At 53.2% G+C, this 11,673-nt stretch carries 11 protein-coding genes; 6 read left to right on the top strand and 5 right to left on the bottom strand.

Annotated elements, in window-relative coordinates:
* The first annotated feature begins 7 nt into the window (after nucleotides 1-7).
* A complete protein-coding gene (locus tag NA624_RS05860) occupies nucleotides 8-1,084 on the top strand; it encodes a fimbrial protein (RefSeq protein ID WP_000794035.1) in 1,077 nt (358 codons plus the stop codon).
* A 117-nt stretch (nucleotides 1,085-1,201) separates the two neighbouring features.
* Here NA624_RS05860 and NA624_RS05855 read toward each other — a convergent pair whose 3' ends face one another.
* Both NA624_RS05855 and NA624_RS05850 read right to left on the bottom strand, forming a co-directional pair.
* Nucleotides 1,202-1,972: an ABC transporter permease gene (locus NA624_RS05855; protein ID WP_000983418.1), complete on the bottom strand. Its 771-nt coding sequence runs from the start codon at nucleotides 1,970-1,972 to the stop codon at nucleotides 1,202-1,204.
* Nucleotides 1,969-2,895, bottom strand: coding sequence for an ABC transporter ATP-binding protein (locus NA624_RS05850; RefSeq protein WP_000150617.1), 927 nt, complete (start codon nucleotides 2,893-2,895; stop codon nucleotides 1,969-1,971). Before NA624_RS05850 ends, NA624_RS05855 begins: the two co-directional genes overlap by 4 nt.
* A 108-nt stretch (nucleotides 2,896-3,003) precedes the next feature.
* Here NA624_RS05850 and can point away from each other — a divergent pair, with 108 nt between their 5' ends.
* Nucleotides 3,004-3,666 (top strand): carbonate dehydratase, encoded by a 663-nt coding sequence (can, locus tag NA624_RS05845; protein ID WP_000651590.1) that lies wholly within the window; start codon nucleotides 3,004-3,006, stop codon nucleotides 3,664-3,666.
* A 57-nt stretch (nucleotides 3,667-3,723) separates the two neighbouring features.
* Here can and hpt read toward each other — a convergent pair whose 3' ends face one another.
* Nucleotides 3,724-4,260: a hypoxanthine phosphoribosyltransferase gene (gene hpt / locus NA624_RS05840; RefSeq protein ID WP_000683342.1), complete on the bottom strand. Its 537-nt coding sequence runs from the start codon at nucleotides 4,258-4,260 to the stop codon at nucleotides 3,724-3,726.
* A 205-nt stretch (nucleotides 4,261-4,465) separates the two neighbouring features.
* Between hpt and NA624_RS05835 the strand changes: the two genes are divergently transcribed.
* Entirely contained in the window at nucleotides 4,466-6,856 is a 2,391-nt protein-coding gene (locus tag NA624_RS05835) for a glucose/quinate/shikimate family membrane-bound PQQ-dependent dehydrogenase (protein WP_000829733.1), read from the top strand.
* A 77-nt stretch (nucleotides 6,857-6,933) separates the two neighbouring features.
* On the opposite strand, the gene cueO is transcribed toward NA624_RS05835, so the two are convergent.
* Nucleotides 6,934-8,544 carry a multicopper oxidase CueO gene (gene cueO / locus NA624_RS05830; protein ID WP_000946047.1) on the bottom strand — a complete coding sequence of 537 codons (1,611 nt, stop codon included), beginning with the start codon at nucleotides 8,542-8,544 and terminating at the stop codon, nucleotides 6,934-6,936.
* 201 nt (nucleotides 8,545-8,745) lie between these two features.
* On the opposite strand from cueO, the gene NA624_RS05825 reads away from it, so the two are divergent.
* The 3 genes from NA624_RS05825 (at nucleotide 8,746) to speD (ending at nucleotide 10,875) form a co-directional block, all read left to right on the top strand.
* Nucleotides 8,746-9,093 carry a YacC family pilotin-like protein gene (locus tag NA624_RS05825; RefSeq protein WP_000846613.1) on the top strand — a complete coding sequence of 116 codons (348 nt, stop codon included), beginning with the start codon at nucleotides 8,746-8,748 and terminating at the stop codon, nucleotides 9,091-9,093.
* A gap of 106 nt (nucleotides 9,094-9,199) precedes the next feature.
* Nucleotides 9,200-10,060, top strand: a complete 861-nt coding sequence (speE, locus tag NA624_RS05820; RefSeq protein WP_000829974.1) for a polyamine aminopropyltransferase — start codon at nucleotides 9,200-9,202, stop codon at nucleotides 10,058-10,060.
* A 20-nt stretch (nucleotides 10,061-10,080) separates the two neighbouring features.
* Nucleotides 10,081-10,875, top strand: coding sequence for an adenosylmethionine decarboxylase (gene speD / locus NA624_RS05815; protein WP_000734276.1), 795 nt, complete (start codon nucleotides 10,081-10,083; stop codon nucleotides 10,873-10,875).
* Nucleotides 10,876-10,904: 29 nt separating this feature from the next.
* On the opposite strand, the gene NA624_RS05810 is transcribed toward speD, so the two are convergent.
* Nucleotides 10,905-11,672 (bottom strand): DeoR/GlpR family DNA-binding transcription regulator, encoded by a 768-nt coding sequence (locus tag NA624_RS05810; RefSeq protein WP_000678255.1) that lies wholly within the window; start codon nucleotides 11,670-11,672, stop codon nucleotides 10,905-10,907.
* Nucleotide 11,673: the final 1 nt, after the last annotated feature.

Raw genomic sequence — 11,673 nt, 5'->3', positions numbered from 1 at the left:
GAACACAATGAAGAATTTATGGATGCTGCTGGCATTGTCGCTATTTTCAGGCCATGCGCTGGCAGACGGAACGATGGGCAACGGAAGCGGCTGGTGTCAACCAACCAGCGGCACGCATGATTTTCCTTTTAGTTTTAATCAAACCATTACCGATACGGATGGGAACCAGACGGGAACCATCGTTGAAGAGCACTGGTCAGCAGGCGGAGAATATTCGGCTAAATGCGACTGCGATAACAGTGATTATCGCGGGTACAACTATTTCACCGCGACCACCGGCGATCTGACACAGAAAGGCACGCACAGCGAGACGCGATACTACGGACATATGGATTACTATGTCCTCGTGGCAGGCAAACTGGAAATTGGTACCGAAGCGTATATAGCCGGGAAGCTTGGCGAATATATTCCCGTCCCGTTTTCCTCAATCAGCAATAATGATGCCTCCGCAGGCGGCTGTGGCGATGCAGAAATGAAATCAATGACGGCGGGCAATAAAGGCACGGTAAGGATTTATATTACTCATCCTTTGGTCGGAGAAATCTCGATCCCGCAAACAACGATCATGAATCTCTATTTATCAAAAACGCCGGGCAGCAGTGGAGATAATATTCCCCCCTCCGTTCCCCCTATCGCGCACGTCACCATGTCCGGGACCATTACCGTGCCGCAGTCCTGTTCCATCAACGCCGGGCAGGTTATCGAGGTCAGGCTGCCGGATATTGAGGGCAAAGATATTCGTCACCTCGGCGACAGTCCGCAGAACTCGCACGTCACCACTCAGGTAAACTTTACCTGTAGCAACGTGGCGGACGGCACCAACCTGTCAATGTCATTGAATGGAGAAACCGATCCGCACAACCCGGAATACCTGAAAACCGACAATGAGAATTTAGGGATACGGATTTCCGATAAATACGATAAGACCATCGTTCCCGGCGGCAGCGCCGAATTGCCGATTGAAGATTACGCCGACGGTAGAGGCAGCACCGAGTTCACCGCCGCGCCGGTCAATACCACCGGACATGTTCCCCACACCGGAGAATACCAGGCTACCGCCACGCTGGAGATTCAGATTCGCTGAGAGAAGCGTTGGGTTTCAGCAAGCCTCCCCCTACAGACCCGTAACCCATTGATATTACGGCCCCGTAGATGGGGTGAAGCGAAGTGCAACCCAACGCCCCATCTCCCCTGTCAACACTTAACTGCGCAAACCACGCCCACGCTGGATCAGCGACCAGCACAGCAGGTAGAAAGCGGCGATAAAGATCACCAGTACACCAAACGTCGTCACCAGCGGCACATCATGGATACCCAGGAAACCATAACGGAAGCCGCTGATCATGTAGACGATCGGGTTCAGGTGCGACAACCCTTGCCAGAACGGCGGCAGCAGCGTCAGCGAGTAAAATACCCCGCCGAGGTAGGTCAGCGGCGTCAGCACAAAGGTCGGGATCAGGCTGATATCGTCAAAGGTTTTCGCAAACACGGCGTTCAGCAGTCCGGCCAGCGAGAACAGAATCGCGGTCAGAATCAGCGTTAGCGCGACAAATACCCAGGAATGCACCTGGAAAGGCACAAAAAAGAGCGAAATCGCCGTCACCAGAATCCCCACGCACAGCCCGCGCGCCACGCCGCCGCCGACAAATCCGGCGATAATCACGTGCGTTGGTACCGGCGCGACCAGCAGTTCCTCAATATTGCGCTGAAACTTGGCGCTAAAAAATGACGACGCGACATTCGCGTAGGAGTTAGTAATAACCGCCATCATAATCAGGCCCGGCACAATAAATTGCATATAGCTAAAACCATGCATTTCGCCGATGCGCGAACCGATCAGGTTACCGAAAATAATAAAATAGAGCGTCATCGTGATGACAGGCGGCACTAGCGTTTGCACCCAGATCCGCATAAAGCGGTGGATCTCTTTCGCCCAGATGCTTTTAAGGGCAACCCAGTAAAGCTGCATCATGCGCGATCTCCTTGTTTTTCATGCACCAGCGACACAAACAGTTCTTCCAGACGGTTGGCTTTATTACGCATACTTAATACCTGAACCCCCTGCTCGCTCAGTTGGCTAAAAACGCTGTTAACCCCCTGCTCGCGCAACACTTCAACCTCCAGAGTCGAGGTATCCACCAGACGATATTGATAACCCGCAAGCTTAGGCAGCGGGCTTTTTGGCGCTAAATCCAGAATAAACGTCTCCGATTTCAGCTTTGAAAGCAGATTTTTCATGGAGGTATTTTCCACCAGCTCGCCGTGCTGAATAATACCGATATTGCGGCACAGCATTTCCGCCTCTTCCAGATAGTGGGTGGTGAGAATAATCGTGGTGCCTTTGGCGTTTAAGTCTTTCAGGAATCCCCACATCGAGCGACGCAATTCGATATCGACGCCCGCCGTCGGCTCGTCGAGAATCAATAGCTTAGGCTCATGCATCAATGCGCGGGCGATCATCAGGCGGCGTTTCATCCCACCGGAGAGCATCCGCGCGCGTTCATGACGTTTTTCCCACAGATCGAGCTGTTTTAAATACTTTTCGCTACGTAAAACCGCCTCTTTATGTTCCACGCCGTAATAACCGGCCTGATTCACTACGATCTGTTGCACCGTTTCAAACGGGTTAAAGTTAAACTCCTGTGGCACCAGTCCAAGCTGTCGCTTAGCGTTAACCACGTCTTTTTCCAGGTCGTAACCAAAAACATTAACGCGCCCGGACGTTTTATTAACCAATGAGCTGATAATACCGATGGTGGTCGATTTCCCTGCTCCATTTGGCCCCAGAAGCGCGTAAAAATCCCCCGCTTCGACCTGCAAATCTATGCCGCGCAGCGCCTGAACGCCGCCGGGATAGGTTTTTTTAAGTTGTTGAAGTTCCAGCGCAATGGTCATAAATTCTCACTTACTTTACGTTCTTACACTTTATATATGGTTTAAATAACTACGGAGTTGCCCTATATTAGCCCAACGCACTTATTTGGTTACAGGTCGTTAACTTCCATGAAAGACATAGATACACTCATCAGCAACAATGCACTATGGTCAAAAATGCTGGTGGAAGAGGACCCCGGATTTTTTGAGAAACTGGCGCAAGCGCAAAAACCGCGCTTTCTATGGATTGGATGTTCCGACAGCCGCGTTCCCGCAGAGCGTTTAACCGGGCTTGAACCGGGCGAATTGTTTGTTCACCGTAATGTGGCTAACCTGGTTATTCACACCGATCTGAACTGTCTCTCCGTGGTTCAGTATGCGGTAGATGTTCTGGAAGTTGAGCATATTATCATTTGCGGCCACTCCGGTTGCGGCGGTATCAAGGCTGCGGTAGAAAACCCTGAGCTGGGCTTGATTAATAACTGGTTGCTGCATATCCGCGACATCTGGCTTAAACATAGCTCGCTGTTGGGAAAAATGCCCGAAGAGCAACGTCTGGACGCGCTCTATGAATTGAACGTCATGGAGCAGGTCTATAACCTGGGGCATTCCACCATTATGCAGTCAGCGTGGAAACGCGGGCAGAATGTGACCATTCACGGCTGGGCGTACAGTATCAATGATGGCCTGCTGCGCGATCTTGACGTCACCGCCACCAACAAAAAAACGCTGGAGAACGGCTATCATAAGGGTATCTCCGCCCTAAGTCTGAAATACATTCCCCACCAATAAGCCATTAGCTATAGGCCGGATAAGTCGCTTTAGCGACGCCATCCGGCATTTCTGCTCTTACTCGTCCAGCAGCACCACTTTACCAACATACGGTAGATGGCGATAACGCTGGGCGTAGTCGATACCGTAACCGACTACGAATTCGTCCGGAATCGAAAAGCCAACGAACTCAACCGGCACGTCCACTTCGCGACGAGACGGTTTATCCAGCAGCGTACAAATCGCCAGCGATTTCGGCTCGCGCAGGCCCAGGATTTCACGGACCTTCGACAGCGTATTACCGGAATCAATAATGTCTTCGACAATCAGCACGTCTTTACCGCGAATATCCTCATCCAGATCTTTGAGGATTTTCACGTCGCGGGTGGTGGACATGCCGCTACCATAACTGGAGGCGGTCATAAAATCGACTTCATGAGGAACCTGGACTTCACGGCACAGGTCCGCCATAAACATAAATGAGCCACGCAACAGACCTACCAGCACCATTTCACTGCCGCTGTCTTTATAACGTTCGGTAATCTGACGACCCAGCTCGGCAATACGTGCTTTGATCTCCGCTTCGGGGATCATGACTTCAACAGTATGTTTCATATTTATAACCATATGATTTAAAAACAAATCACTCAATGCCGGTGACTAATAACGCCGCATTGACGCGCAAGGCACGCAGTATAACAGCAAACGTATTCATTCGCGGCATTTGATAAGAAAGCTCATTTTGTGATGACGATCACACATGTTAATTCCTATACTTAATTGCTACTAAAAAATTAACAATTTGGGATGGTGTCTTTTTATGGCAGAAAATAACGCACGATCGCCACGATTACTCGTGACGCTGACGGCCCTCTTTGCAGCACTTTGCGGGCTGTATCTTCTTATCGGAGGTGTCTGGCTGGTTGCTATTGGCGGTTCCTGGTACTACCCCATCGCGGGCCTCGTGATGCTGGTTGTGGCCGGATTGCTATGGCGCAGTAAACGTGCCGCGCTGTGGCTGTATGCCGCCCTGCTGCTGGCGACAATGATTTGGGGCGTGTGGGAAGTCGGGTTCGACTTCTGGGCGCTCACGCCGCGTAGCGATATTCTGGTGTTTTTCGGCATCTGGCTAATATTGCCGTTTGTCTGGCATCGGCTGGTGGTTCCTTCCAGCGGCGCAGTGGCGGCGCTGGTCGTGGCGCTGCTGATTAGCGGCGGCATTCTGACCTGGGCTGGCTTCAACGACCCGCAGGAGATCAACGGTACGCTTCGCGCCGACGCCACGCCCGCCGCAACAAGCTCGTCGATCGCCGACGAAGACTGGCCGGCCTATGGACGTAATCAGGAAGGCCAACGCTATTCGCCGCTGAAACAGATCACTGCGGATAACGTTCACCAGCTGAAAGAAGCGTGGGTCTTCCGCACCGGCGATCTGAAACAACCCAACGATCCGGGCGAAATCACCAACGAAGTGACCCCGATTAAAGTCGGCGATACGCTCTACCTGTGTACGGCTCACCAGCGTCTGTTCGCACTGGACGCCGCCAGCGGTAAAGAGAAGTGGCATTTTGATCCTCAGTTGAAGACCGATTCGTCTTTCCAGCATGTGACCTGCCGCGGCGTCTCTTATCATGAGGCCAAAGCGGATACCGCCTCGCCGGAGGTCATCGCCGACTGTCCGCGCCGCATTATCCTCCCGGTCAATGACGGTCGCCTTTTCGCGGTGAATGCCGAAACCGGCAAGCTGTGTGAAACCTTCGCCAATAAAGGCGTCCTGAATCTGCAAACCAATATGCCGGACACCACGCCGGGACTGTATGAACCGACGTCGCCGCCGATTATCACCGATAAAACGATCGTCATTGCCGGTTCGGTCACGGATAACTTCTCTACCCGCGAAACGTCCGGCGTTATCCGTGGTTTTGACGTTAATACCGGTAAGCTACTGTGGGCCTTCGATCCGGGGGCGAAAGATCCGAACGCGATTCCAGCCGATGAGCACGCTTTTACCTTTAACTCGCCGAACTCCTGGGCGCCTGCCGCCTATGATGCGAAACTGGATCTGGTCTATCTGCCGATGGGCGTGACCACGCCGGATATCTGGGGCGGTAACCGCACGCCGGAGCAGGAACGTTATGCCAGCTCCATCCTGGCGCTGAATGCCACCACCGGGAAACTGGCCTGGAGTTATCAGACCGTCCATCACGATCTGTGGGATATGGACCTGCCGGCACAGCCGACGCTGGCGGATATCACCGTTAACGGTACCACCGTTCCGGTTATCTATGCGCCAGCGAAAACCGGTAATATCTTTGTGCTCGACAGACGTAATGGCGAGCTGGTCGTGCCCGCTCCGGAAAAACCGGTCCCACAGGGCGCGGCAAAAGGCGATTACGTCGCCAAAACTCAGCCGTTCTCTGATTTAACCTTCCGCCCGAAAAAAGATCTCTCCGGCGCGGATATGTGGGGCGCGACCATGTTCGACCAACTGGTGTGCCGCGTTATGTTCCACCAGTTGCGCTATGAAGGTATCTTCACTCCACCGTCCGAGCAGGGGACATTGGTATTCCCTGGCAACCTGGGGATGTTTGAATGGGGCGGTATTTCCGTCGATCCAGACCGTCAGGTCGCTATCGCTAACCCGATGGCGCTGCCGTTTGTCTCGAAGCTGATCCCACGCGGCCCTGGCAATCCGATGGAGCCGCCGAAAGACGCGAAAGGTACCGGAACAGAAGCGGGTATTCAGCCACAGTACGGCGTACCGTTCGGCGTCACGCTGAATCCGTTCCTTTCGCCGTTTGGCCTGCCGTGTAAACAACCGGCCTGGGGCTATATTTCCGCGTTGGATCTGAAGACCAATGAAATCGTATGGAAGAAACGTATAGGGACGCCGCGCGACAGTATGCCGTTCCCGATGCCGGTTCCGGTGCCGTTCAACATGGGGATGCCCATGCTCGGCGGGCCAATCTCAACCGCCGGTAACGTACTGTTCATTGCCGCGACCGCCGACAACTACCTGCGCGCTTATAACATGAGCAACGGGGAAAAACTGTGGCAGGGACGTTTACCCGCCGGAGGCCAGGCAACGCCGATGACCTATGAGGTAAACGGTAAGCAGTACGTGGTCGTTTCTGCCGGAGGCCACGGTTCGTTTGGTACGAAGATGGGCGACTATATCGTGGCCTATGCTTTGCCTGACGACGCGAAATAACCATTAATGCCCGGCGTATGCCGGGCATTGTGCCGGGTGGCGGCTTCTCCTTACCCGGCCTGCGTCGGAGACAGCGATTAGACCGTAAATCCTAACATCATTCCCGTATCTTCATGTTCTAACAGATGACAGTGCGCCATATAGGCATGTTCCTTCGGCGCGTCGTGATCGAACTTGACCAGCACTTCGCTGATACCGCCCTCAACGCGTACCGTATCTTTCCAGCCCGTTCTGTGCGCCGCTGGCGCTTTGCCGTTCTCTGACAGAATACGGAACTGCGTGCCGTGAATATGGAAAGGATGCAGCATCATGTCGCCCACGCCGGAAATCACCCAACGTTCATGTCGGCCTTTTTGCGCCGCGAACATCGGTTTGTTCATATCGAAGACCTGGCCGTTAATAAAGTTAGCGTTATGGAAGTCGAATTTTCCGCCGTGATTCATATTGCCCATCGCGCCATGATTCATCCCGCTGTGATCCATGTTGCCATGATCCATCTCGCCATGCCCCATATTGCCGCCCTGCATATGCGCGTTCATGCTGTCATGATCCATGCCGCTCATCGCCTGAGCGCCATATTTCTTCATCAGCATTTGCATCCCCATCATATCAAGACGCGGGTCCATCGACAGTTTCAGGTTGCGCACCGTTAGCCCTTCCAGCGACGGCAACGCAGGCATCGTCGTCAACGTATCCGGCAGCGTACCGGAGGCGGTAATCCGCAGCGGCTGGATACGCATCACCGGATGCGGTTTATCAAACGGAGCGATCGCCATTCCCATCTGGCTGACCGGCAGCGTCACCAGATCAAAGGCTTTCCCGTCGCTGATATCCACCAGCACTTCAAAACGCTCGCCCATTAATAACGGCAGTTCGGTGACTTTCACCGGCTCCGCCAGCAGGCCGCCGTCGCTGGCGATCACATAAAGCGGGCGATTATCGCTGGCGGCGATATTCAGCGAACGCGCATTACAGCCATTTAGCAAGCGCAGACGTAGCCAGCCTTTCGGCGCAGAATGCTGCGGATAGATAGCGCCATTGGTCAGCAGCGTATCGCCAAACCAGCCGACGGCGGCGGTCATAATATCCAGTTGATAATCAATCTGACCATCGGCGGAGAAGCGTTTGTCCTGAATGATCACCGGCACATCATCGATGCCCCACTGTTTCGGCAGGCGCAATTTGCGAATCTCGTCATCTTCAATCAGCACCAGTCCGGCAAGGCCCATCGCCACCTGGCGCCCGGTTTTGCCGTGTTTATGCGGATGAATCCAGCAGGTCGCGGCGCGTTGCTCCGGTGTAAACGTCACCGTGCGGGTTCCGCCTGCGGGAATAATCCCCTGCGGGCCGCCGTCGACGATGCCCGGAATCTCCAGACCATGCCAGTGAAGCGTCGTGTCTTCGGCCAGTTGGTTATGGATATCAACGGTCACACTTTTTCCTTTGTGGAGCTGTACCGCTGGCCCCAGCAAATTACCGTTGTAGCCCCAGGTTGTCGCGTTCTTACCGGCGAATGTCGACTGTCCGGCTTTAACAATCAACTGCATACGGTTGCTCGCATCTGCCGTTAACAGGTCAGGAATAGGCAACGCGGGACGTTCGGCGGCAAAAGCGGCGCGGCTCCACAGCGGCAGCGCTGATGCAACCCCCAGCGCCACTGAATATTTTAAGAAATCACGGCGTAACATAATCATTTCCTTATAATGAACAGGCGGGTGTCTAAGCTTAGACCCTGCCCTAACGGGAAGGTCAAGCCAGCAACACGTCTTTACCATTCCTGACAGCAATACAATAAGAATGAAAACGCCGCGACCAATCCTGATAATAAAAGTCGTCGCTACGTTCTCAGTATGCTAACGTTGACTTTCCCTGATGCCGTGGTAGAAGCAATGAAGACGTTTTTCAGACCCGTGTTGTTTGGCAGCCTGATGGCCTTATGCGCAAATAGCTATGCGCTTACTGAATCCGAAGCCGAAGATATGGCCGATTTAACGGCGGTTTTCGTTTTTCTGAAAAATGACTGTGGTTACCAAAATTTACCCAACAGTCAGATTCGCCGTGCGCTGGTCTTTTTTGCCCAGCAAAATCAGTGGGACCTGAGTAACTACGACACCTTCGATATGAAATCGTTGGGCGAAGACAGCTACCGCGATCTTAGCGGCATCGGTATTCCGGTCGCTAAAAAATGCAAAGCTCTGGCCCGTGATTCTCTGAGCCTGTTAGCCTACGTTAAATAATCCTCCGCGATCCTATTGCTGAAATAATGACCGTGCATCCACGGTCATTGTTAGCTATGATGTTGCGCCCTTTTTTTACGGGTGTTAACAATGGAGGTATCAGCCAATGGCCGAAAATACGATGTGGCATGAAACGCTACACGACCAGTTTGGTCAGTACTTTGCCGTAGACAACGTTCTGTATCATGAAAAAACCGATCACCAGGATTTAATCATCTTTGAAAACGCCGCTTTTGGCCGCGTGATGGCGCTGGACGGAGTGGTACAGACCACCGAACGCGACGAGTTTATTTATCATGAAATGATGACCCACGTCCCGCTGCTGGCGCACGGTCATGCAAAACACGTTCTGATTATCGGCGGCGGCGACGGCGCAATGCTACGTGAAGTTACCCGGCATAAAAACGTCGAAACCATCACCATGGTGGAGATAGACGCTGGCGTAGTCTCGTTTTGCCGCCAGTATTTACCCAACCACAATGCCGGCAGCTACGACGATCCGCGCTTTACGCTGGTGATCGACGACGGCGTGAATTTCGTCAATCAGACCCATCAGACCTTTGATGTGATCATTTCCGACTGTACCGATCCGATAGGCCCCGGCGAAAGCCTGTTTACCTCCGCCTTTTATGAAGGCTGTAAGCGTTGCCTGAATCCGGGCGGCATTTTTGTCGCCCAGAACGGCGTGTGCTTCCTGCAACAGGATGAAGCGCTCGACAGCCACCGCAAACTGAGTCATTACTTCAGCGATGTCGGCTTCTACCAGGCGGCGATTCCGACCTATTACGGCGGCATCATGACCTTCGCCTGGGCGACGAACAACGACGCTCTTCGTCACCTGTCGAGCGAAATTATTCAGGCGCGTTTTCATGCCGCCGGCCTCAAATGTCGCTATTACAACCCGGCTATTCATGCCGCTGCATTTGCGCTACCGCAATATCTACATGACGCACTGTCCGCACAGTGACGTTAAGGAGGTGATAAAAATTGAAAAAGCTGAAACTGCATGGCTTTAACAATCTGACGAAAAGCCTGAGTTTTTGTATTTACGATATCTGCTACGCCAAAACCGCAGAAGAGCGCGATGGCTATATCGCCTATATCGATGAACTCTATAACGCCAACCGACTGACCGAGATCCTGTCGGAGACATGCTCCATTATCGGCGCGAACATCCTGAACATCGCCCGTCAGGATTATGAACCCCAGGGCGCCAGCGTCACGATTCTGGTGAGCGAAGAGCCGATCGACCCGAAACTTATCGATCAAACCGAACATCCCGGCCCGCTGCCGGAAACCGTGGTGGCGCACCTCGATAAGAGCCATATCTGTGTGCATACCTATCCGGAAAGCCATCCGGAAGGCGGGCTATGCACCTTTCGCGCCGACATCGAAGTGTCAACCTGCGGGGTGATTTCACCGCTAAAAGCGCTCAATTACCTGATCCACCAGCTAGAGTCCGATATTGTCACCATCGATTACCGCGTGCGCGGCTTTACGCGCGACGTCAACGGTATGAAGCACTTTATCGATCATGAGATTAATTCTATTCAGAATTTTATGTCGGAAGATATGAAGTCGCTGTATGACATGGTAGATGTAAACGTGTATCAGGAAAATATTTTCCATACCAAGATGCTGCTTAAGGAGTTCGATCTTAAGCACTACATGTTTCACACCAAACCGGAAGATCTCACTGAAACCGAACGCCAGGAGATCACCGCCGCGCTGTGGAAAGAGATGCGCGAGATTTACTACGGCCGCAATATTTCTGCGGTCTGATTCACCACTGGCAGCGCCTGACGGCGCTGTCACTCCGGCTGCACCAGCGTTAGCGCAAAAGCGCGCCCTTTCAGTTCAACCTGCGCTGACGGCGGCAGATTGACGTCGGTAATCACATCATTAAAGCGCTCAAGCGGCACCACATTAAAGAGCGAATGCACGCCATACTTACTGCTGTCCGCCAGCAACACTTTGCGCTGCGCATTAGCAATAATCTCCTGTTTAAGCCCGGCCTTATCTTCCGTTGGGGTCGTCACGCCCGTTTTTACCCCCCATGAATTACAGCTCATAAACGCGATGTTCGGATAAACGCTGCGCAACAGCTTACGCCCATGCTCACCGATACAGGACTGACTGCTGTCATCGATACGACCGCCGACAATCGTCACTTCAATTTGCCGGAACTCAGCTAAAAACAGCGCAATATGCAGATCGACGGTGATGACCCGCAGCGGAAGATGGGTTAAGCATTTCGCCAGCTCCATCATTGTCGTACCGGCATCCAGCACGACGGCATCGCCAGCATTCACCAGCGATGCGGCAACGCGTGCGATCGCCCGTTTTTCAGCAGGCGATCGCAGTTGTTTTTCATTGGTGGTGGGCTGGGCGGGTTCAAAACGCCGCAGCGCCACGCCGCCATGACTACGGCTGATCACGCCCTGCTCATCCAGCTTGATCAAATCGCGACGGATAGTGGCTGGTGATGCGTCAACCGCCTCAACCAGCTGTTCTACCGTAACCAGCGTATGGTTTTTCAGATACGCCACAATGAGATCCAGACGGTGTTGTCCTTTCATA

It is taken from the genome of Salmonella sp. NW38 (genome assembly GCF_051807745.1).
Taxonomy (GTDB): domain Bacteria; phylum Pseudomonadota; class Gammaproteobacteria; order Enterobacterales; family Enterobacteriaceae; genus Salmonella; species Salmonella enterica.
The sequence above is the reverse complement of the archived record's forward strand: the minus strand, read 5'-3'. Positions and strand labels throughout refer to the sequence as shown.

Coding starts and splice junctions, on each gene's coding strand:
- NA624_RS05860 (WP_000794035.1), top strand. CDS start 8: ATGAAGAATTTATGGATGCTGCTGGCATTGTCGCTATTTTCAGGCCAT.
- cueO (WP_000946047.1), bottom strand. CDS start 8,544: ATGTTACGCCGTGATTTCTTAAAATATTCAGTGGCGCTGGGGGTTGCA.
- NA624_RS05835 (WP_000829733.1), top strand. CDS start 4,466: ATGGCAGAAAATAACGCACGATCGCCACGATTACTCGTGACGCTGACG.
- NA624_RS05855 (WP_000983418.1), bottom strand. CDS start 1,972: ATGATGCAGCTTTACTGGGTTGCCCTTAAAAGCATCTGGGCGAAAGAG.
- speE (WP_000829974.1), top strand. CDS start 9,200: ATGGCCGAAAATACGATGTGGCATGAAACGCTACACGACCAGTTTGGT.
- NA624_RS05825 (WP_000846613.1), top strand. CDS start 8,746: ATGAAGACGTTTTTCAGACCCGTGTTGTTTGGCAGCCTGATGGCCTTA.
- can (WP_000651590.1), top strand. CDS start 3,004: ATGAAAGACATAGATACACTCATCAGCAACAATGCACTATGGTCAAAA.
- NA624_RS05810 (WP_000678255.1), bottom strand. CDS start 11,672: ATGAAAGGACAACACCGTCTGGATCTCATTGTGGCGTATCTGAAAAAC.
- hpt (WP_000683342.1), bottom strand. CDS start 4,260: ATGAAACATACTGTTGAAGTCATGATCCCCGAAGCGGAGATCAAAGCA.
- NA624_RS05850 (WP_000150617.1), bottom strand. CDS start 2,895: ATGACCATTGCGCTGGAACTTCAACAACTTAAAAAAACCTATCCCGGC.